Source organism: Winogradskyella costae (genome assembly GCF_013403865.1).
Taxonomy (GTDB): domain Bacteria; phylum Bacteroidota; class Bacteroidia; order Flavobacteriales; family Flavobacteriaceae; genus Winogradskyella; species Winogradskyella costae.
Genome location: NZ_JABFDK010000001.1, coordinates 1,606,987 through 1,629,919 on the forward strand (window position 1 = coordinate 1,606,987; position 22,933 = coordinate 1,629,919).

Below are 22,933 nucleotides of genomic sequence, written 5' to 3' on the forward strand. Positions count from 1 at the left end.
TCAATTGTGATTTTAAAAAAAGCATCCCAAACGTGTTGGGATGCTCTATATTTTGAACGTTAAGATTATACAGTCATAATCTCTTTTTCCTTAACTTCTAAGGTATCGTCTATTTTCTTAACATAAATGTCAGTTAGTTTTTGAATATCGAACTCAGCATTTTTTTGTAAATCTTCAGATACTTCTGAATCTTTAATATCATGATTAGCTTCTTTACGAGCACTTCTAATACCAATTTTAGCATCTTCAGCTTCAGATTTTGCTTGCTTAGCTAAATCACGTCTGCGCTCTTCTGTTAATGGTGGAACATTAATTATGATAGTATCACCATTGTTCATTGGATTAAAACCAAGATTGGCAATCATAATACTGCGTTCTATTTCTTGAAGCATTGATTTTTCCCAAGGTTGAACAGTAATTGTTCTACCATCTGGGGTATTCACATTGGCTACTTGACTCAATGGGGTTTGCGATCCATAATAATCAACCATAACGCTACCTAACATTGCAGGACTAGCCTTACCAGCTCTAATATTTACAAACTGCTTTTCTAAATGCTTTATAGCAGCATCCATAGATTCCTTAGTTGAGTCTATTATAAATTTAATGTCTTCGTTCATAGTATTAACGTTTTAAATGAGAGGTATCAAAGTTTAAGCCAAAGGTTAAACGTTTACCTCAGTTCCTATATTTTCTCCAGAAACTACTTTTAATAAGTTTCCTTTTTTGTTCATATCAAAAACTATAATTGGCAGTTCATTTTCTTGACTAAGTGTGAATGCCGTTGTGTCCATAACTTTTAAACCTTTAAGTAAAACATCTTTAAAAGATATTTGGTCGAATTTCACAGCTGTACTGTCTTTTTCTGGATCGGCTGAATAAATACCATCAACACGAGTTCCTTTTAAAATCACATCAGCCTCTATTTCTATAGCACGTAATACGGCTGCAGAATCTGTAGTGAAATATGGATTTCCAGTGCCTCCACCAAAAATTACAACGCGACCCTTGTTAAGGTGACTCATAGCTTTTCGTCTTATAAACGGTTCAGCGACTTCATTAATTTTAATAGCTGTTTGTAAACGGGTTTTAATACCTGTATCTTCTAGTGCGTTTTGTAATGCTAAACCATTTATCACTGTTGCTAGCATTCCCATATGATCCCCTTGAACACGATCCATACCTTGCATAGCGCCTGCAACACCTCTAAAAATGTTTCCACCACCTATAACTATAGCTACTTCTACACCTAATTCAGTTATTTCTTTAATATCTTTAGCATATTCTGAAAGTCGTTCTGGATCTATACCATATTGACGATTTCCCATTAAGGCTTCTCCAGATAATTTTAGTAATATTCTTTTATATTTCATTAGATAGTTTCTGTTGCAATTTTTAGTCTGTAGCAAATATGCCAAGTAACATCTAAATTAAAATTAGTGTCATCATGGCTCATTTCAATAGATGATTTAAAAGTTGAGCAAAGCTACGTAATTATTAGCATCTGTAAAAGTGAAAAAAAAGGCAAAAACATATTTTATTAAAATAGGGTGCGTCACTGTAAAACATTAGTAAACACTAAGTTTAGAAATCAAAAAACCACTATTCGGTAAGGAATAGTGGTTTTTAATTATTTAAGACTTGCTATAAAAGCCGCTTTATTAACCTACTGTCGCACGTTTAAAACCTGTAACAGTAACGTCACCATAAGTTGCAACGTAATCAGCCACAGTTTGCTTTTCATCTTTGATAAATCTCTGATCTAATAAACATTGTTCTTGATCTAAAGTGGTGTTATCAGAAATAAAACGCTCCATTTTACCTGGTAAAATTCTATCCCAGATTTGTTCTGGCTTACCTTCAGCTTTTAATTCTGCTTTTGCAGCTTCTTCAGCTTCAGCAATAACTTCAGGAGTTAATTGTGCCATAGAGATATAGCTAGGTACATTCTTTAAAGTTTTACCTAAACGACCTAATTCAATATTATCTTTTTCTATAACAGCAATACGTGCTTCAGTTTCAGAAGCAATAAAAGCAGGGTCAAAATCTTTATAAGATAATGATGACGCTCCCATAGAAGCAACTTGCATTGCAACATCTTTAACTAAAGTTTCAACATTATCAACTTTAGTAGATAAACCTACTAAGGCAGCAATTTTGTTGATGTGTACGTATTGTCCAACATAAGGAGCATCTAATTTTTCGAAAGCAGTGATGTCTAATTTCTCACCGATAACTCCAGTTTGTTCTACTAATTTTTCTGCAACAGTCATACCACCAAAATCAGCAGCTAAAAATGCTTCTTTTGTGTCATGGTTTAATGCGATATCAGCTAAGTCATTAGCTAATGCTACGAAGTTTTCGTTTTTACCAACAAAATCAGTTTCACAACCTAATACAATAGCAACACCAGAAGTGTTATCTGCATTAATTTTTGCGATTGCAGCACCTTCAGAAGAATCTCTATCAGCTCTTTTTTCTGCAACTTTTTGTCCTTTTTTACGTAATACTTCAATGGCTTTATCAAAATCACCACCAGCTTCAACTAAAGCTTTTTTACAATCCATCATCCCAGCACCAGTTGCTTGTCTTAGCTTGTTTACTTCTGCTGCTGTAATTTTTACAGTATTTTCCATAGTTTTTAAATTTAAAAAGTCATTTAATTAATTTTCAAAAAGAAAAGAACCAAATGACTTTTAGTATTGTATAAATGTTATTTATTCTTCTTCTTCAGATACAGCTGCTTTTTCTGCTTTTGCAGCAGGCTTAGCTTTTGCTTCTCCTTTTTGAGCTTTACCTTCTTTATCTGAACGTTCAGCTTTTCTTTCGTTTAAACCGTCGGCGATTGCAGAAGTTACGATAGATAAGATTTTGTCTATAGATTTAGAAGCATCATCATTTGAAGGGATTAAATAATCTACTTCACGTGGATCAGAGTTAGTATCTACCATTGCAAAAATTGGAATATTCAATTTTTGAGCTTCTTTAATTGCAATATGCTCACGCATAATATCTACAACAAATAAAGCACCTGGCAAACGTGTCATATCAGAAATAGAACCTAAATTCTTTTCTAATTTAGCACGTAAACGATCTACTTGTAAACGCTCTTTTTTAGATAAAGAGTTGAATGTACCATCTTTCTTCATTCTATCAATAGAGGCCATTTTCTTAACGGCTTTTCTGATCGTAACAAAGTTAGTTAACATTCCACCAGGCCAACGCTCAGTAATATAAGGTTGGTTAACCGCACCAGCTTTTTCAGCTACGATGTCTTTAGCTTGTTTCTTTGTAGCAACGAATAAGATTTTCTTTCCTGATGCTGCTATTTTAGCTAATGCTTCAGAAGTTTCTTCAATTTTTGCTGCTGTTTTGTAAAGGTTGATAATATGGATACCGTTACGCTCCATATAGATGTAAGGAGCCATGTTTGGGTTCCACTTACGTGTAAGGTGACCGAAGTGTACACCTGCTTCAAGTAATTCTTTTACTTCTACTTTTTCCATTTTGTAATAGTTTACGTTCTGTTAAATTAGCAATGTTCCGTTAGGCTATTAGCTAGTAGCTATAAGCTGTTGGCTTCATTTAGATGCTAAACTTTATCTCAAATTTATTTTGAGATCTTTTAATTTCAATAAAAAATAATAATCCAGAATCTGCCGAAGCAGATTCTGAATAAAAAATTGTTGGATATTAACGTTTCGAGAATTGGAATTTCTTTCGAGCTTTCTTTTGTCCGAATTTCTTTCTTTCTACCATTCTTGGATCTCTCGTTAATAGACCTTCTGGCTTTAATACTAATCTGTTTTCAGGATCTAACTCGCACATAACGCGAGAAAGGCCTAAACGTATTGCTTCTGCCTGGCCGGTGATACCACCTCCATATACGTTAACAGTAATATCAAAGTTGCCATCATTGTTAGTCAGGGCTAAAGGTTGGTTTACTTTATACTGCAATGTTGCAGTAGTAAAATAATCCGCCATGTCTTTTTTGTTCACTGTGATTTTGCCACTACCTTCGGCAACGTACACACGAGCAACAGCCGTCTTTCTACGGCCAATTTTGTGAATTACTTCCATTTAGTTAATTTCTTTTAATGTCATTGTTTTAGGTTTTTGAGCTGCATGAGCGTGCTCAGTTCCTGAAACAACAGTTAAATTTCTAAAAAGGGCTGCTCCTAATTTGTTTTTAGGCAACATTCCTTTCACTGACTTTTCTACTAATCTGGTTGGGTCTTTCTCAAACATTTCAGTAGCCGTCAGACTTCTTTGTCCACCTGGATAACCTGTGTGACGGATGTAACTTTTTTCCGTCCATTTGTTACCAGTTAAGTTGATTTTTTCTGCATTAACAACAACTACGTTGTCACCGCAATCAACGTGTGGCGTAAAATTAGGTTTGTGCTTACCTCTTAAAAGTATTGCTACTCTCGAAGCTAAGCGACCTAAAGTTTGTCCTTCAGCGTCAACTAAAACCCACTCCTTATTAACGGTAGCTTTGTTAGCTGAAACTGTTTTGTAGCTTAATGTATCCACACTAATTTGATTTATAATTGTGCCTTAAATGACACAATAGATTAAACATTCCTCTTTAAAAAAGAGTTTGCAAATTTACGATAAACTATTGATTTACCAAACCTTGATGGAGATATTTTTGTATTGAAAATCAGATGCTTTAGAAATGCACGTCTGACTTTAGCTTTTTGTGGCTCGAGTTAACCGATCATTTATAGATTTTCCTAAGCCATAATCTGGAAATTGTTCCGCGATAATTACATCAAGATGTTGTTTGTCTAATTGGTGTAAGGCATCGTAAAGTTTTGATGCAGCTTCTGCCATATTTCTAGTTTCCGATAATATAATTTGAGAAATTATATTTGGATTTTTAAGTTTAGTATTAAATACAATGACTCCTATACGTTTATTGCCTTGACGTTTTATAACATTTATGATATCGTCTGTTAAAATTGTTTGGGTCTTTGGTGCATAATGGCGTGCTAGCATGCCAGGAGCATCCGGACTCACTTCTTTTGTGTTTTTAATTTTAACTTTTCCAGCGACCGCTTCAATATCTTCTAGTGCGGTAGAGCCCAATCTATATATAATTGGTTCATCATTTTCAAAACCTATAATCGTAGATTCAATACCGCTTGTACAGTGTCCGCCATCTAAAACCATTTTAATACTATCGATAAAATAGGTTTCCACATGTTCCGCTGTGGTTGGACTAATACTACTAAACGGGTTGGCAGATGGTGCCGCTAAAGGAAAATCTAATTGATTTAATAATTTTAATATCGTGGGGTGATTTGGTACGCGTACGGCGACAGTATCTTTACCACCTGTAATTAAATCGGGAATCGTATCTAGTTTCTTTAAAACCAAAGTGATGGGGCCAGGCCAAAACGCTTCTGCTAGTAGTTGTGCTTTTTCTGGGATGTAAGCAACAATATTTGGGAGCTGGTCTATAGAAGGAATATGAACAATAAGCGGATTAAAAAATGGACGCTTTTTGGTTTCAAAAATAGACGTTATAGCTTTCTCACTGTAAATGTTTCCAGCTAAACCATAAACAGTTTCTGTTGGTATTGCTACAATGTCTTCTGCATTTAATAATGCGACAGCTTTTGATATGTCTTTTGAAATAATACTCATAATCTTAAAAATACGACTGCAAAATTACTTCAAAATCTTATACCGCTAAGATTTAAGTCGCTTATTTTTCTTTTCTTGACTTTGTTGGTAAAGCGCATAACCTAACACAGCCATTTCTAAACCCAAAATAGCTATTTTGGCTTTTTTACTTCTGGTGATTGCGCTTGTTAATCCTAATACTTTAGTGATAATCATAATTATTATAATTTAATGTTATTGATAAATTGGTCATAAAATTAAATGATATTGTAAATATAGGTTGACTGAAACACCATTAGAATTGACTGAAATAAAACGTGATATAATTTTGTGCACATTTAAAAATAATGACAAACCATTTAGTAGTTTTGCAAATTCAAAATTCAGAACATGATTTCAGTAGATAATTTAGCGGTAGAATTTAGTGGACACACGCTTTTTAGTGATGTGTCGTTTACTATTAATGCCAATGATAAGATTGCCTTAATGGGTAAAAATGGAGCGGGTAAGTCTACCATGATGAAAATTATTGCTGGTGTGCAAAGTGCTACGCGTGGTAATGTGAGATGTCCTAAAGATGCTGTTATTGCTTATTTGCCACAGCATTTATTAACGGAAGATGATACTACGGTTTTTGATGAAGCTTCTAAAGCATTTAAGCATGTGTATGAAATGCGTGACGAAATGGAAGGTCTTAACAAGCAATTGGAAACTAGAACCGATTACGAGTCTGAGGAGTACATGAAAATTATTGAGCGTGTGTCTGATTTAGGGGAGAAGTATTACGCTTTAGAAGATGTAAATTATGATGCTGAAGTAGAAAAAGCCTTAAAAGGTTTAGGATTTAAACAGGAAGATTTTACAAGACTTACCAGTGAGTTTTCTGGTGGTTTCCGTATGCGAATTGAACTGGCTAAGATTTTATTGCAAAAACCAGATTTAATTTTATTAGATGAGCCTACCAATCATATTGATATAGAATCGGTGATTTGGTTAGAGGATTTTTTACTGAATAAAGCTGATGCCGTTGTGGTTATTTCTCACGATAGAGCGTTTGTAGATAACATTACCAATCGGACTATTGAAGTGACGATGGGGCGTATTTATGATTATAAAGCAAACTATACACATTACCTTCAATTACGAGAAGACAGACGCATACATCAAGTAAAAGCGTACCAAGAACAGCAAAAATTTATTGCTGATAACATGCAGTTTATTGAGCGTTTTAAAGGCACGTATTCTAAAACCAACCAAGTGACGTCTCGTGAGCGTATGCTTGAAAAATTACAGATTATTGAGATTGATGATGTAGATACGTCGGCATTAAAATTACGTTTCCCAGCAACGCAGCGTTCTGGTGATTACCCGGTAACGGTTAAAGAGGTTTCTAAATCTTATGATAATCATATAGTGTTTAATGATGCTAATATGTCTATCGCTAGAGGTGAGAAAGTCTGTTTTGTAGGTCGAAATGGTGAAGGAAAGTCGACGATGATTAAAGCTATCCTAGGAGAGATTGATGTAGATGGAACTTGTAGTTTAGGTCATAATGTGAAAGTTGGCTATTTTGCGCAGAACCAAGCGGCTTTGTTAGATGAAGATTTAACTATTTTTCAGACGGTTGATGATGTAGCTAAAGGCGATGTAAGAACTCAGATTAAAAGTATCTTGGGTGGTTTTATGTTTAAGGGCGATGATATTGATAAAAAAGTAAGTGTACTTTCTGGTGGTGAAAAAACCAGATTAGCTATGGTGAAGTTATTATTAGAACCTGTGAACTTATTAATTCTCGATGAGCCTACAAATCACTTAGATTTAAAATCTAAAGATGTTTTAAAGGAAGCACTTCAGAATTTTGATGGGACTTTAATTTTAGTTTCTCACGATCGTGATTTTCTACAAGGCTTATCTAAAAAAGTCTTTGAGTTTAAAGAAAAACGTGTTATTGAGCATTTTGAAACAATTGACGCCTATTTAGAGCGTAATAAAATTGAAAGTATAAAAGCGCTTAACTTATAAATTCAACAGAATTTTAGACTAAAACATAGGTCTTAGCAGATGCGCCCGCGTTAGTGATGGAGGCATTTGTTGAAGCTCTTTTTGTATTGTTGCACTTATGCAATACAAAAAAGCGACTGCCGAGAGCACGACCGCTGGGTAACGCCCAAATAAAATACCTTAACTTTTTGTACTGCCTAAGCGGCAATATTTTAACTACTTTTGCAACGTGAAGAACGAATTACAACTTTCAGATTGGTTACCTACCACAAACAAAGAGGTGAAAATTCGCGGATGGGAAGCACTCGATGTTATTCTGTTTAGCGGAGATGCTTATGTAGATCATCCAACATTTGGTCCTGCGGTTATAGGACGTATGTTAGAGAGTTTTGGGTTACGCGTCGCTATTGTGCCGCAACCTAATGTGAAAGATAATCTTCAGGATTTTGTGAAAATGGGGAAACCAAAACTGTTTTTTGGTGTTACAGGTGGCTGTATGGATCCTATGATTAGCAATTATAACGCAAATAAAAAACGTAGAGATAAGGATGCATATACGCCTAATGGAGATATTGGGTTTAGACCCGATTATGCAACAAGCGTTTATACTAATATTTTAAAAGAAAAATGGCCAGATACACCGGTTTTAATTGGTGGTATTGAAGCATCATTACGTCGTGTTACACATTACGATTTTTGGAGTGATAAGCTAATGCCTTCTATTTTAGAAACGTCTAAAGCAGACATGTTGGTGTACGGCATGGGTGAGCAACCTTTGCGTGAAGTGGTACGTTTACTAGAAAGAGGCGTGCCTTTTAATAGCATAAATACGGTTTTACAAACGGCAGTGCTTTTAAAAGAAGATGAAAAAATACCGAAGAATAGTAATTGGGAAGATATTGAAATCTCTTCGCATGAAGTTTGTTTAAAAGACAAGAAGAAATACGCTTCTAATTTTAAGGTGATTGAGCAGGAATCTAATAAGTTGGCTGCAAGACGAATTTTTCAGAAAATAGGGGATAAGACCTTGATGATTAATCCGCCGTATCCAACCATGACGGAAGCCGAAATTGATGCGTCTTTCGATTATCCTTATACCCGATTACCACATCCTAAATATAATAAACGAGGACCGATCCCTGCGTTTGAAATGATTAAGTTTTCCATCAATATTCACCGTGGGTGTTTTGGTGGGTGTAGCTTTTGTACCATTTCGGCACACCAAGGGAAATTTATTGCGTCTCGTAGTCAAGAGTCTATTTTAAAAGAAGTAGATACAGTGGCTAATATGCCTGATTTTAAAGGGTATTTGTCTGATATTGGTGGACCAAGTGCCAATATGTATCAGATGAAAGGGAAAGTGCAATCTATTTGCGACAAGTGTGTGGCGCCGAGTTGTATTTCGCCAGTGATTTGTAGTAATTTAGATACCTCTCACAAACCGTTAACGGAATTATACCAAGCGGTAGATAAGCATCCAAAAGTAAAGAAATCATTTATCGGTTCGGGGATTAGACATGATATGTTGGTGCCAGAATTTAATAAAAATGCCGATCCTAAAGAGTTAGATGATTACACGGAAGAGGTCATGACGAAGCACGTCTCTGGCCGATTGAAAGTAGCACCAGAGCATACAAGTGATCCTGTATTGAAATTGATGCGTAAACCGTCGTTTAAATACTTCCATAAGTTTAAGGAACGTTTTGATAAGATTAATATTAAGAAGGGTTTAAAGCTTCAATTGATCCCTTATTTTATATCGAATCATCCGGCTTGTGAAGTGGAAGATATGGCTAATCTAGCTGCTGAAACTAAAGATATGGGTTTCCAGTTAGAGCAAGTACAAGGTTTTACACCAACACCAATGACGGTTGCTACGGTTATTTATTATAGTGGTTACCATCCTTACACTTTAAAGAAAGTCAACACGCCTATTACTAAAAAGGAAAAGGACGAACAACACCGTTTTTTCTTCTGGTACAAGGATGAAAATAAAGCGTGGATTAAAAAGACCTTAAACAAATTAGGCCGTGAGGATTTATTAAGCGTTCTACTTCCAGAGAAAACAGAAAAGTGGCGTAAAAACAAACCGAAAGGGGATGCTAAAAATACGTTTAATGATGCTGTACCTTTTAATCAGCGTAAAGCCGAAGATAAGGTGAGATTTAAAGGGAAGAAACGCCATAAAAAGAAGCGCCGTTAGTTCTAGGGTGTTTGCTTTAATCGAATGAATGTTTTAAAAGTTTTTGTTCTTGGTCTTTTAGCTCAGGATATGTCCGCTTATACCCGAGGATAACCCGCTTTAGATACGGATAAGATACGGGTGAGATACGGGGATGCTATGGGTGAACCTAAATGGTGATATGCCTAAAATCAATTACTCAGTCTTTACTACTGTGAAATTATATTAGCGTTCTTAAATACTAAGAAAGGATAGGTGTCAGAAACTCAATTAACTACTAAGTTTGGGTTTTTTGAAGTGTTAATTATTTCGTGTTTCTGTTGTGATTATATTAATTTTATTGCTCTAAACAATAAATAAAAATGATAAAAAACTACACAATTGCCTTCATGTTATTACTTACAGGAGGTGTCTTTAGTCAGGAAACAATTTCCTTTGAAACCAGTGAGTCTTATACTTTAGGAACACTAAACAATCAAAATGGTTGGGAAGTTACAGAAGATAGCGATGACGCTTTTCTTCAGAATCAGGTTATTTCTAATGAGCAATCTTCAGATGGTGCTTATGCTTTTAAAAATTCTTATGAGTCTGGTTTTGAACCTCAATGGTTACCAATTTTTGGTGCTGTAAAAAGTTTTGATACTCCAAAATCATTTGAGGATTTTACATTCTCTTACGATGTTATGGTAACCGAAAGTAATGGAGCAGATTTTGAAATGACACTTTTTGGTATTGATGCTGATGATAATTTTGTTCCTGTAGCAGGTATTGCTATGGAATATCAAGGGTTAATTTATACGATTGATAATATTAATTATACAGCTGCTTATATCGAGGATGCGACATGGACTCCAAATACCTGGGTAAATATTAAAATTGAAGTAACGGCAACTGAACTTAAGTATTACTTAAATGATGTATTAGCACATACGCGTAGCAATTTTACGTCTGTTGATATTGTAGGTTTTAATATGTTGCATAACAATTATGGCGGTGATGCTTATTACGATAATTTTAGTTTTGAGAGCGGCACCTTAGGTGTTGATGATTTTGCAGATGCTTCAGCGTTTCGCATTTATCCAAATCCGGTTGCTGATGAATTAAAAATTACAGGCATTCAGAACGAACAGATTTTACAGTTGTCTATTTATAATTTGAATGGACAGCAATTAATGGAACGTACTTCTGCAGATGTATTAGATGTTAGTAGTCTTGCTGCAGGCGTTTATATGTTGAATGTTGTAACAGTAGATGGTAAGACCCATACAGATAAGCTTTTGAAAAAATAGCGATACGTAAATCTTATTTAAATGGCCTTGATTCTTTTATAATTGAGGCTTTTTTTTGTTTGGTATTTTTGAAGAAAGAATTCTTTCATCTCAATAATCCTTTAGGGGACAATCCTAACCGAGAAACATAAATAATTAAATTTATTTTCCCAATACCCAATTTATAAACCCTAAGAATATTATATTTTCCTTTATCAAATGTCCCCTTGAGCTTGCGGAGACTTGAGGGGGTGTGGAAAAGATGAGTGATAAATTAGTACAATGAAAAACAAAATAATACCATACAACCCAGAGTTAAAAGAACGCGCTAGACAACTCAGAAAAAATAGCACATTACCTGAAGTCTTATTATGGCAACATATAAAACAGCGTGCTTATGGTGTTCAGTTTCATAGGCAAGTACCAATGCTAAATTACATTGTAGATTTTTATTGCCATGAAATAGGTTTGGTTATTGAAATTGATGGGGATAGCCATGAGCATCGTTTTATATATGATACCAAACGGCAAAGTGAACTAGAGGCTTATGATGTTACTTTTTTAAGGTTTTCTAATGAGGAGGTTAAAAAGAATATGTTTAGTGTGTTGTTGGTTATAGAAGAGACGGTTAGGGAATTGGTTGGGTAAGTTGGGAAAACACCCCTAAAGTCCCCTCGAGGGGACAATCCTAACCAACAAGCAAAAGTTTTAAAAATTAAAATTGATTTTACCATTACCCAATCTGATATCCTATGAATATTCTATTTTCCTTAATCAAATGTCCCCTTGAGGGGACCTTAGGGGTGTGAAATAAGGTTGCTATTTAAAACAGTTTTAATGATGTTGTTGCCTTTTAATCAGCGAAAACCAGAACATAAGGTGCGATTTGAGGGAAAGAAATACAACTAGAAAAAGCGCCGATAGTTCTTAGGTGTTTGCTTTATTCTAATTGAAGTTTTATAGTATTTGTTCTTGGCCTTTTAGCTTAGAATAGGTCGGTATATACCCGAGGATAACCCGCTTATGACCCGCTTAAGACCCGAAGTTACTATGGGTGAACCCTTGGTTTGATTTGTATTAAATTTACTGTTTTAATGATACAAGCTCTATGAAAGTCTTAGATATTTAATTTTTGCCTATACGTCCTCGTTATGGATTGTTCCTTGAGCAGACATTAGGTGTGTGAAATAGAATTGATATTTAAAACAGTTTTAATGAATGCATTACACTTTAATAATTAAAAGAATAAGTTTAAGTATTAGATGAGGTTGTCAATGATTTAGTTATATCCAAATGTCATCTGAATTGCCAGAACTTAATTTCTCACTAGCACTTTTTAATTCCAATAAAAGTGGTTCAATTGCATCGAATCTATTTTGTAAAAAATTAAAATAATCTAAATCATATCCTCCATTAATTAGTTTGTCAGCATTCCCAATATAATGCGTATTTAAAGATTGTTTTAGATTACGGTTTTTAGCTTTTATTTCTCCCAAGTACATTTTTGGTGGTTTATTACTAATTTTGATGTTTTCTATTTTGTTAATTCTCACTTTATTCAGAATAGTATCCGAAAAATCAAACTCTGTAGAATCTTTACCAAATTTAGTTTCTATATAATCTGAAGGGAAGATGTGATGAACATCAACTTTTTCGTTGAAACTAACGTCCGCATTATTGTTTAAGTTTTTAAAAGGTGTTTTATGCCACATATAGTAGTTCAATGCTAAAAATTTGGCATTTGATTTACTGTCTATTTTTTTAAATTCATCGAAAGAATAATCAATTCTGATTTTTTGCCAATATGTTTTATTTGGAAATTTATTCCGTGCCAAATTTTTCATTATATCGCAATCTTCTTTTATTACGACATTTGTTGAACCGTGTCTTGCCCCTCCATATCTCGTATCTAAAATAGAACCGTAAAACCAGAATTTAAGTAAGTCAAGTTGTTTCTGACTTGCTTGAGAAAACTCTTTATGTTTTAAATTTTGATAAAAAGATAAAATAGGTAAAAGCATTGTTTTATAAGGGATTTTATCAATGTCAAACAACCATTTATTTTCAATTAACCAACCTTGAATAGTAGATAAATCCTTCACGGTGTCTTTCCAGTAATCATTGAAATCTGAACCGTTTAAATCTTTTAAGATAGATTTTTTAGTAACTGCATCATTAGCTACATAGTTGATATATCTAACAGTAGAATCTACTAGCTTCTCATTGAAGAAAGTGTGTTCTTTTATTGCTTTGTCAATTTCACTTCTTAAATTAAATTCGGTATATACTTTCGCTGTAATTATGTCTGTAAAAGAAAGTGTAAGTCCTTGTGAATTACTACGTTCAAAATACAAGCAGAATTTCTCAATACTCATATCTAACAATTGAACAGAAATCAATGTCTTTTGTTTTAGAATGGAAGAATTAAAATCAGATTTAAGTTGAATTGCAAAATCACGTAGAACTTCTTTTTTCTCGTTATCTAGAGAAAAAGTATCAAGAATTGGATTAATGTATTCATCAAGAAAAGGCGCTTCTCTATTGCTTCTAGCTTCGTACAAATCTTTTAAACTAATAAATAAAGTCTTTTCATCAGGTTTGCTTGAGTCAAAGCCATCAACATACTCGTCATACCCTACTTTTATTTTTTTATTTTCATAGTCATAATATTCGTCAGATAATAGTGTGTCTATATCTTTAAACAATAAATTAACAACATCTGGACCTTTAAGAGTTCTATATATTGAAGTAGCTCTTTGTTGTCCATCTAAAATTGTATAGATATCATCTACTTCAAATTCTTGTTCAGTATACTTTTTAGGAATTGGTCTTCTTTTTTTAGAGCCTCTTTCTCGTAAGTCTAATTTTTTACAAGCTAAATCAAATTGAGGTTTTGAAAGAATTAAAGAACCAATAAACAAGTCTTTAAAAATAGAGTCGAATAAAGTTTCTGATTTTTCCAATGGCCATTTGAAATCTCTTTGGAATTCAGGAAGAAGAAGTTTTCCATTATCGTACATTGTTATTAATTCTTCTATTGATTTTGTTGGTCTTGAGCTGCTCATAATTTTAATTACGATATTTTTTGGTGAATTTTAATTAAACAGAAAAATCTAAATAGTAAACTCCTTCCTCGATAATCGATACAGAGATAGTGTCTCTACCATATTTTACTAAATCCTCACGCAATACTCTTTGTCCTAATGGAATATTTAATCTTTCACGTATGTAAATACCCAATTCGTCTTTATGAGGAAATGAAGCTATTTGTTTTGGTAATTTTATATCGCTATTAGGTAACGGTTGAGAACCTTCCAATCTACCTTGCATAATTACTCCATCATCCCAAACAAATTCAATTACTTCCTTAAGTGTTCCTTTTCTACTTTCAGGGTCAGGTTGAAGTATAGGAAATAATTTTGGATATTTTCTTATGTGCTCCATTCTGATTGGAATGTTAGCATCATTTGGTCTAACATTAGCATCTGCAAATCCCCAATTCAAACCGTGTCCATTGTGAGTTTGACCAGTTCTAGGGTCATAAAGAATCATTTCACAAACAGCTTTGTCATAAGTTTCCTCAACTTTTTCAGATTCTTTTATTTCTACAGTATTACATTCTCGTGCTGAATTTAATATTATCTCAATATATCCTTTCATTACGTAAAGTTGATTTTCATCAACTTCTAGTAAGGTTTCTCGATAGTCGTTAAATAAGCCATTTGAAGAAAAATTTGCCGAACCAATTAACCCTTTGATTGGTGTATTGCCATTAAGCCACAAATAACATTTTGAGTGACAAGCAATATCTGGATAGAAAATTTTTCTGTTTTCGTTATGAAGTCCAACAAGTTGTTGGTGTAATAGAAATTTTCGATTTTCTTTTTGAAGACCGTAAATTATTGTACTCTTAAAAGGTAGTTCTCCCAATTTTTTGATTGGGTCTGGACCCAAAAAACCACTTAATGCAATAAAATCAGTTGCTTGTTGTGGAACTGATTCAAAGAACAGTTTGTTTAGATTTTTATAGTGTAGCATATTTTAGTTTAGGTTCGTTTAATTCTTCAAAAAGACCATTTTTCATTCTAAACGTTTTGTCAACAGTTTCAAATATTTCGCATACAGTTTCTGCAATTACTTTTGAAAATTGAGGCGGAACAGCATTTCCAATCATTTTATATTGATCTCCTCTTGAACCTAAAAATTCAAAATCATCATCAAAAGTTTGTATTCTAGCAGCTTCTCTTACTGTAATTGTTCGAGCTTGGTTTGGGTCTGGATGAATATGTCTTAAACCATCTTTATATAAATGAGCAGGAATTGTATTGCTTGGTTTATCTTCTCGTATAACGTGGTATTTATGAAATTTAGAATCTTTACCAGTTTTTTCTTTATATAATTGAATTAGAGCTTTACTCGAAGTGTATTTTTCAGTTCCACTCAAAATATCTTCTGTTAGCATTTTAAAGATTTCTATATCTCTTTCACTGTGCATTCTTGGTTCGTGGTTATTTGGTAAAGCCACACCATTTAATTTTACTGAATGCGAATGTTTTGGATTTAATTTTGAAGGATATATTTTAGGTAAATTTTCGAAAGCAACTTTAGAATTCATAGGTTCTGAACTTGCCTTTTCCTTCATAAGTGAATAAAATCTACGAACTTGTTTTGTACTATTTTCGCTTTTTTCCACACCAAAAATGATGACTCTTTTTCTTTTTTGAGGAACATTATAGTATGATGTGTCAAACAAAGCATTTTCTCTTAAGTTTTCAGTTATTTCATAACCGATTTCCTCAAAAGCTTTTCTAACTCTTTTGACAATAGATATTCCGCCTGGTTTTGCAGAAAGAATCCCTTCTACATTTTCAAAAACAAATGCTTTAGGTTGAAAGTGGTTAACCATTTTTACATAACTCTCAAATAAGAAATTACGATAATCGTCTTGCATGCCATTTTCATCTCTAACTCTTCCAGCCATTGAATATGCTTGACAAGGTGGACCTCCAACAATTAGGTCTACATTTTTGTCTCCAACGATTTTATCAAGTCCTTCACTTTTTCCAAATTTTGAATCATCAAAACCATTGATTAATTCTTCTGTTCTTTGAATATCGAAATGTAATATATTATTGCGGTCTAAATCATAATTCCATTTTATGTTCAATCTCTTTTTAAGAGTTTGAACAGTTGGAAATTCCCAGTCGACAGCAGCTAAAGTATTGTACTTTTCTGTTTGAAGAAATCCGTCTGTTAATCCACCACAACCAGCGAATAAGTCAATTACGTTAATTTTCATCTTTCAAATAGTTTATTAAGTGAGTACCAAGAACTTTTCCTAGTAATGGTGGAACAGCATTTCCAACTTGTCTGTATTGTTGAGTTTTATTACCTAAAAAAACAAACTCGTCTGGAAAGGATTGTAATCTCGCATTTTCTCTAACGCTAGGAACTCTATTCCATTTATAATGAAAGTGATTTCTATGACCTGTATCTATAGTTTTAGATGGTCTTTTACTGTGATATCTAGTCCAAGCTTCATTAAATTTTCTAGAATCTCCAACTCCTGGTGGCAAATCTTTATGATTTCCGCCTTCGGGAACTTGTGAAATAACATTTATAACGTGTTCAGTATGTTGTGTTCCAAGATGGTTTTTTAAAACTTTGTTTCCATTTCGCATTGTTTTCTGATATTGACTAGAAGCTTTTTTGTCGTACGATAATTCTTCATTCCCTAAATCGCTGACTAAATTTGGCAAGTCTCCAATTGCATCTTTACAACCAATATATTCTTCTGGTTTATGAGTTTTTTCTGGAAATTCAAAAACTCCTAATTCTTTTTTTAGTGCTACAAAAAACACTCGTTTTCTTATCTGTGGAACTCCGTAGTCTGGTGCATATAAAAGTTTAGGATTACAGTTATATCCCATTTCTTCGCACAATTCAATAATCTCTTTTTTTGCTTTTCCTTTGTATAGATTGAGTAGTCCTGGAACATTTTCAATAATTATAGCTTTTGGATTTACTCTTTTAGCAAGTTTGAATACAGCATTAAAAAGCGTATTTCTTTCGTCATTTTCATTCCTTGCTCCAGTCAAAGAGAAACCTTGACAAGGTGGTCCAGCGATTATAACATCTACTTTATGTTCTCCCTTTGATTCTACAATTTTATCTATTGAGTCGTCTTCGTGCAAGTCTAAAAGAAGTGTTTTAGAATCGTTATGGTTTTGTTCAAATGTTTTTAAAGCTATTTCTGTATTATCTACACCTAAAATAACGTGGAATCCAGCTTGCTGGAATCCATAAGAGAATCCTCCGCATCCAGAGAATAAGTCGATTGCGGTTAATTTTCTATTCATTTTCAAAATTTAATTTTGCTTGTTTTACGTTAGTATTTCTGAAATAAGTGGCATTGTTTTCTGCAACTGAAAAAACTGATTCAGAGCATTTGTATTTTAAAGCTTCTTTTGCAAATTTGTCAGCAAAAAACAAGTCATTAACTTTCTGATTGTCAATTTTCAAGATTTTAGAAAGCCTTTCGAGTTTTGAAATACTGAACTTCTGTGTTCCATTTTCAATTCGGCAAATTGCACTGGTATTTATACCAATTTGATTACCAAATTCAGTTTGTGTCCAATCTCGTTTTTCTCGTTCGTTCTTAATAAATTGTCCGAAACCTGCCATTGTATTTATTTTAAAGTCAAGTTGACCTATTTTTAGCAAATGTAATTATAATTTGCGAATTTAGGGTCAACTTTTGAAAGAATTCTAATGCGCCTCCAACCAATTCAGCCCAGTATCCACCTCAACATCAAGCGGTACATCCAATTTAAACGCACTTTCCATTTCGGTTTTAATTAATGTGGTGAGTTCTTCGAGTTCTGGTTTGTAGATGTCAAAGACCAATTCATCATGCACTTGTAAGAGCATCTTCGATTTATAATTGCCAGCTTCAAGCTTGTTGAAAATATTAATCATGGCGATTTTAATGATATCGGCAGCACTTCCTTGTATGGGTGCGTTAACGGCATTTCGTTCAGCAGCACCTCTAACCACAGCGTTACGCGAGTTGATGTCTTTTAAATACCGACGACGACCCAAAACGGTAGAAACATAGCCATGATCTCTTGCAAAATCAACTTGCTTACTCATGTAGGCTTTTAATTTTGGATAGGTTTCGTAATAGGTGTCAATGAGTTCTTTGGCTTCACCACGCGATAAATCGGTTTGGTTACTTAAGCCAAAGGCAGACACGCCATAGATGATTCCGAAATTCACGGTTTTGGCATTGCTACGTTGTTCTCTGGTCACTTCTTCCAGTGGCACACCAAATACTTTGGATGCGGTTGAGGCATGAATATCTTCGCCGTTTTTAAAGGCTTCAATCATGGTTTCTTCTTCACTTAAAGCGGCAATGATTCGTAATTCTATTTGCGAATAATCGGCAGCCAGTAAGGTGTACTCTTCGTTTCTTGGTACAAAGGCTTTACGGACTTGGCGACCACGTTCGGTACGAATTGGGATATTCTGTAAATTAGGATTGTTACTACTTAAACGCCCTGTTGCTGCAACGGTTTGCATGTAATCGGTATGCACGCGACCTGTAGACGGTTCTACTTGTAAAGGCAAGGCATCTACGTAGGTACTTTTTAATTTTGAAAGGCCTCTAAAGTCTAAAATCTTCTGAATAATCTCATGGTCTTTTGCTAAATAGGATAAGATATCTTCACCTGTTTTATACTGTCCGGTTTTGGTTTTCTTTGGTTTATCTACCAGTTTCATTTTTTCAAACAATACAATACCTAACTGTTTTGGAGATGCAATATTGAATTCTTCACCTGCCGTGGCATAGATTTCTTGTTCAAGCGTTGCAATGTCATTATTTAGTGCTTCGGATAAGGAATCTAAAAATTTTGTATCGAGATTGATACCTTCTAATTCCATAGCCGCTAACACACGCAAAAGCGGAATTTCAATCTCATCGAATAATTTTTGGGTATTGGCTTCGCCTAATTCGGTAGTGAAATGTTCTTTTAGTTGTAAGGTGATATCGGCATCTTCAACGGCGTATTCGGTGAGTTTTTCTAAGGGCACATCGCGCATAGATAACTGGTTCTTTCCTTTTTTACCAATCAATTCGGTAATAGAAATTGGAGTGTAGTTCAAATACGTTTCAGCAAGAACATCCATGTTGTGACGCATGTCTGCATTAATTAAATAATGCGCTAACATGGTATCGAATAATTTGCCTTTTACCTCAACATTGTATTTGGCTAATACTTTGATATCGTATTTTAAATTCTGACCAATTTTCTCGATGGTTTCGCTTTCAAAAAATGGTCTTAGTATTTCAATCAGTTCTTGTGCTTCTGTTTTATCTTCTGGAAAAGGTATGTAAAACCCTTTACCGACTTCCCAAGAAAATGCAATCCCAACCAATTCTGCGGTTAATGGATTTAAGCCTGTGGTTTCGGTGTCAAAGCACACAGACGTTTGACTCATTAGATTTTTGAGAAACAATTTGGTTGCCATACCAGGCGCAACGCTTTGGTAAAAATGAGAATAGGTTGCTGAGGTTTTTCTAGTATTTTCTGAAATAGTTTCAGTGGTTGATGGTTCGCCACCTCCAAATAAAGAGAATTGACCAGCTCCTGCTGATTTTTCTTCCGTAGGAGTGGTTTTCGGTGCTTCCTTTTTATCTGAAGTTGGAGTAGAAGTTCCGGCGGACTGCATGGCTTCAGCAGCAAAGGTTTTATTAAAATTATCAATGAGACGTCTAAATTCTAACTCTTGAAAAATTTCGGTCACTTTTGGAATATCAGGTTCTGACATTTCAAAATCCTCGGCATTAAAATCCACCGGAACATCGAGCATAATGGTGGCTAATTTTTTAGATAATAGCCCGAGTTCTTGATTGGCTTCAATCTTCTCTTTCATTTTGCCTTTGAGCTCATGTGAATTTGCAAAAAGGTTTTCCATGCTGCCATAAGCCGCTAAAAACTTCTTGGCTGTTTTTTCACCAACACCTGGTAATCCAGGAATATTATCAGAGGCATCTCCCATCATCCCTAAAAAGTCAATGACTTGTAGTGGATCGGTAACTTCAAATTTCTTTTGAACTTCTGGGATACCCCAAGTTTCATAACCACCTCCAAAAACAGGTCGGTACATAAATATGTTTTCAGAAACCAATTGCGCAAAATCCTTATCTGGAGTCACCATAAAGGTTTTGTAGCCTTCTTTTTCCGCTTTTTTAGCTAGCGTTCCAATAACATCATCGGCTTCATAGCCTTCTTTCACCATGATAGGAATGTGCATGGCTTCTAGAATACTACAAATGTATGGAATAGCTGTTTTTATGCCTTCAGGTGTTTCGTCTCTGTTAGCTTTGTAGGCCTCGAACATTTCCACGCGGTCTGCACTTCCACCTTTATCAAAACAAACGGCTAAATGATCTGGGCGTTCACGCTTAATGACATCTAATAGGGAATTCATAAAACCCATGATGGCTGAGGTGTCTTCTCCTTTAGAATTTATTCTTGGGTTTTTTATAAAAGCGTAGTAGCCACGAAAAATAAGGGCGTAAGCATCGACGAGAAATAGGCGTTTTTGGTCTGACATGTTTTTCAATTTGAAAATTAATGTCACCTTGAATGCTGTCGAAAGTTCATTAAAACACTAGGTTTTAAGTTTTCGACTGCGCTCGAAATGACAATGGAATACAATTGCTTAGCTTAAGTAAAACAATAGCCTGCAAATTACAAAAACTAAAGCGTTTATTTAAAAAGCAATTTGTAATTTTCCAAACTTAAATGATACCCATGAAAACATTCTCAATAGCCATTCACGGAGGAGCAGGAACTTTAGTGAAAGGGATGATGACTCCAGAATTAGAAGCACAGTATAAATCGGCATTACAGTCGGCTTTAAATGAAGGTTATAAACTATTAGACCACGGAAAGTCTGCAATTGAGGCTGTTGAAGAAGCTGTAAAATTATTAGAAAATTCACATTTATTCAATGCCGGAAAAGGCTCTGTGTTTACAGCTACCGAAACGCATGAAATGGATGCGAGTATCATGGATGGTAAAACCCTGAATGCAGGAGGCGTGAGCTTAATTACAGGAATTAAAAACCCGGTGTCTTTGGCTCGTGATGTGATGGAAAAAAGCGAACATGTATTCTTAGCCGGAGATGGAGCCATGCAGTTTGCTAAAGAACTTAATTATAAGTTGGAAGATGCATCTTATTTCTATGATGAGTTTCGACACAAACAATGGTTAGAAATTAAAGATACCGACAGTTTTCAGTTAGATCATTCTACAAAAAAAGACTCTAAATTCGGAACCGTTGGTGCGGTAGCTTGCGATAAAGATGGTAACATCGCAGCAGCAACCTCAACTGGCGGTATGACGAATAAAAAATGGGGACGTGTAGGAGATTCTCCAATGATAGGAGCTGGGAATTATGCCAACAACAAAACTTGCGCCATCAGTTGCACCGGAAGCGGTGAGTTTTTTATTAAAGGGGTTGTGGCTTATGATGTGGCTTGTTTAATGGAGCACAAAGGCATGTCAGTAGAAGACGCTTCAAACGAAGTCATCAATAAAAGAATTCTAGACATTGGTGGTGATGGTGGTTTAATTGCTGTTGATGCGAAAGGGAATATTGCGATGCCTTTTAATACGGAAGGGATGTATCGTGGACAGAAATCGTCGAATGGTGTTAATGAAGTTGCTATTTATGGTTAGTTGGAAGTTGTTTAGACCTATTTTTCTATGAAACTCCGTGAAACCACTGCGCATCTCTGTGTAATAACTGCAGAGACTAAAGCCGTGTCTGGATTTTAGTAAAATATTGAAAACTAAATATATAGTAATGAGATCCCTTTTTTCAAAGGGATTTTTTAGATGAAGTCGGCTTCAATAGGTAACACCTTTACTTTTCGCGTTTTAATATTGTATTCATCACCGTTAGACAATACATGAATTGTAAGATTAGCAACAGTCATCGGAGTGCCTTCTTCTAATATCTTTTCGTTGTTATGCGTTAAAGTACTTCCGTCAAAAACAATAACCATCCCAGAGCCAATCACCGTACAGTCATTTCCATTTTTAATAATCATACCTGTATCTTCTGCCAATCCAAGTCCAATTAAATTTGGAAATTTAGCAACAGCCTCAGACTGTCTTCCAAAGCGACCACGACGAACAAAATGAGTATCTATAATTAACTCAGGTATCAATCCTAAGCCTTTATACATATTCACAGCACCTTTAATAAATGATTCAGAAGCACTTCCGCCTGCAATCATTTCGTTGGCCATTGCCATGGCGCCAGCACTTGTACCTGCAATAACAAAACCAGCTTCGTTAACAAAGCGTTCCGCTAGAATGGTGTGGATGATGGTCCCTCCAATTTTATCGGTAATCTTAGATTGGTCACCGCCCGAAAACATAACGCAGTTTGCACTTTTTATAAGTTCAATAGCGTGTGGAGTTTCAGAATCTTCCTTAGAGCGAATGTCTAAAACAGTAACATTTGTACAGCCTAATGTAGAAAATGCGGTTAAGTAATTTTCACCAACCTCCACAGGAATACTAGATGCCGTTGGTATCACCACAATTTTAGCATCAACCCCTCCAGCTTCTTTAACGACATGGAATAAAATTCCTTCGTCAATAAACTCTAGTGTGTAGATTTCACTTTCTTCAATACCTTTATCTTCATTTCCTCCAATAGGTATTAAAGTTCCCTTTATCTTCTGCATAATTTACATCTAAAAATATAGGCCAAAAATAAGCCATTTTTTTTAGTGAAAAATACTATATTTAGAATCTTTCAATAA

General features: G+C 34.7%; 20 protein-coding genes. 5 read left to right on the plus strand and 15 right to left on the minus strand.

Annotation, left to right across the window (positions count from 1 at the left end; translation table 11 throughout):
* Positions 1–65 precede the first annotated feature (65 nt).
* The 8 genes from frr to HM986_RS06885 form a co-directional block, all read right to left on the minus strand.
* On the minus strand, positions 66–620 hold the full coding sequence (frr, locus tag HM986_RS06850) for a ribosome recycling factor (protein ID WP_179334290.1): 555 nt from the start codon (positions 618–620) through the stop codon (positions 66–68).
* 45 nt (positions 621–665) lie between these two features.
* Positions 666–1,373, minus strand: coding sequence for a UMP kinase (gene pyrH, locus HM986_RS06855; protein ID WP_179334291.1), 708 nt, complete (start codon positions 1,371–1,373; stop codon positions 666–668).
* A gap of 288 nt (positions 1,374–1,661) precedes the next feature.
* Positions 1,662–2,636, minus strand: a complete 975-nt coding sequence (gene tsf / locus HM986_RS06860) for a translation elongation factor Ts (protein WP_179334292.1) — start codon at positions 2,634–2,636, stop codon at positions 1,662–1,664.
* Positions 2,637–2,717: 81 nt separating this feature from the next.
* Entirely contained in the window at positions 2,718–3,506 is a 789-nt protein-coding gene (gene rpsB / locus HM986_RS06865) for a 30S ribosomal protein S2 (protein ID WP_179334293.1), read from the minus strand.
* Positions 3,507–3,693: 187 nt separating this feature from the next.
* Complete coding sequence (rpsI, locus tag HM986_RS06870; protein WP_020894710.1) at positions 3,694–4,080, minus strand: 30S ribosomal protein S9; 387 nt, start codon at positions 4,078–4,080, stop codon at positions 3,694–3,696.
* Positions 4,081–4,536 carry a 50S ribosomal protein L13 gene (gene rplM, locus HM986_RS06875; RefSeq protein ID WP_179334294.1) on the minus strand — a complete coding sequence of 152 codons (456 nt, stop codon included), beginning with the start codon at positions 4,534–4,536 and terminating at the stop codon, positions 4,081–4,083.
* 159 nt (positions 4,537–4,695) lie between these two features.
* The gene (locus HM986_RS06880) at positions 4,696–5,655 is read right to left on the minus strand and encodes an L-threonylcarbamoyladenylate synthase (RefSeq protein WP_179334295.1); all 960 of its coding nucleotides are present in this window, start codon (positions 5,653–5,655) and stop codon (positions 4,696–4,698) included.
* Positions 5,656–5,700: 45 nt separating this feature from the next.
* On the minus strand, positions 5,701–5,850 hold the full coding sequence (locus tag HM986_RS06885; protein WP_179334296.1) for a hypothetical protein: 150 nt from the start codon (positions 5,848–5,850) through the stop codon (positions 5,701–5,703).
* Positions 5,851–6,024: 174 nt separating this feature from the next.
* On the opposite strand from HM986_RS06885, the gene HM986_RS06890 reads away from it, so the two are divergent.
* From HM986_RS06890 to HM986_RS06905, 4 genes are all read left to right on the plus strand, one after another.
* On the plus strand, positions 6,025–7,656 hold the full coding sequence (locus tag HM986_RS06890; RefSeq protein ID WP_179334297.1) for an ABC-F family ATP-binding cassette domain-containing protein: 1,632 nt from the start codon (positions 6,025–6,027) through the stop codon (positions 7,654–7,656).
* Between the two features lie 208 nt (positions 7,657–7,864).
* Entirely contained in the window at positions 7,865–9,838 is a 1,974-nt protein-coding gene (locus HM986_RS06895; protein ID WP_179334298.1) for a YgiQ family radical SAM protein, read from the plus strand.
* Between the two features lie 341 nt (positions 9,839–10,179).
* Complete coding sequence (locus HM986_RS06900; RefSeq protein WP_179334299.1) at positions 10,180–11,106, plus strand: T9SS type A sorting domain-containing protein; 927 nt, start codon at positions 10,180–10,182, stop codon at positions 11,104–11,106.
* A gap of 261 nt (positions 11,107–11,367) precedes the next feature.
* Positions 11,368–11,733: an endonuclease domain-containing protein gene (locus HM986_RS06905; protein ID WP_179334300.1), complete on the plus strand. Its 366-nt coding sequence runs from the start codon at positions 11,368–11,370 to the stop codon at positions 11,731–11,733.
* Positions 11,734–12,368: 635 nt separating this feature from the next.
* Here the strand turns inward: HM986_RS06905 and HM986_RS06910 are convergent.
* The 6 genes from HM986_RS06910 to polA form a co-directional block, all read right to left on the minus strand.
* On the minus strand, positions 12,369–14,150 hold the full coding sequence (locus tag HM986_RS06910) for a DUF262 domain-containing protein (protein ID WP_262890552.1): 1,782 nt from the start codon (positions 14,148–14,150) through the stop codon (positions 12,369–12,371).
* A 34-nt stretch (positions 14,151–14,184) separates the two neighbouring features.
* On the minus strand, positions 14,185–15,123 hold the full coding sequence (locus tag HM986_RS06915) for a restriction endonuclease PLD domain-containing protein (RefSeq protein ID WP_179334302.1): 939 nt from the start codon (positions 15,121–15,123) through the stop codon (positions 14,185–14,187).
* On the minus strand, positions 15,110–16,384 hold the full coding sequence (locus HM986_RS06920) for a DNA cytosine methyltransferase (protein ID WP_179334303.1): 1,275 nt from the start codon (positions 16,382–16,384) through the stop codon (positions 15,110–15,112). Before HM986_RS06920 ends, HM986_RS06915 begins: the two co-directional genes overlap by 14 nt.
* Positions 16,374–17,444 carry a DNA cytosine methyltransferase gene (locus tag HM986_RS06925; RefSeq protein ID WP_179334304.1) on the minus strand — a complete coding sequence of 357 codons (1,071 nt, stop codon included), beginning with the start codon at positions 17,442–17,444 and terminating at the stop codon, positions 16,374–16,376. Before HM986_RS06925 ends, HM986_RS06920 begins: the two co-directional genes overlap by 11 nt.
* On the minus strand, positions 17,437–17,769 hold the full coding sequence (locus HM986_RS06930) for a helix-turn-helix domain-containing protein (RefSeq protein WP_179334305.1): 333 nt from the start codon (positions 17,767–17,769) through the stop codon (positions 17,437–17,439). Before HM986_RS06930 ends, HM986_RS06925 begins: the two co-directional genes overlap by 8 nt.
* 84 nt (positions 17,770–17,853) lie before the next feature.
* Positions 17,854–20,706, minus strand: coding sequence for a DNA polymerase I (gene polA, locus HM986_RS06935; RefSeq protein WP_179334306.1), 2,853 nt, complete (start codon positions 20,704–20,706; stop codon positions 17,854–17,856).
* 200 nt (positions 20,707–20,906) lie between these two features.
* On the opposite strand from polA, the gene HM986_RS06940 reads away from it, so the two are divergent.
* Complete coding sequence (locus HM986_RS06940) at positions 20,907–21,836, plus strand: isoaspartyl peptidase/L-asparaginase family protein (protein WP_179334307.1); 930 nt, start codon at positions 20,907–20,909, stop codon at positions 21,834–21,836.
* 155 nt (positions 21,837–21,991) lie between these two features.
* On the opposite strand, the gene HM986_RS06945 is transcribed toward HM986_RS06940, so the two are convergent.
* Complete coding sequence (locus tag HM986_RS06945; RefSeq protein WP_179334308.1) at positions 21,992–22,855, minus strand: cyanophycinase; 864 nt, start codon at positions 22,853–22,855, stop codon at positions 21,992–21,994.
* Positions 22,856–22,933 lie beyond the last annotated feature (78 nt).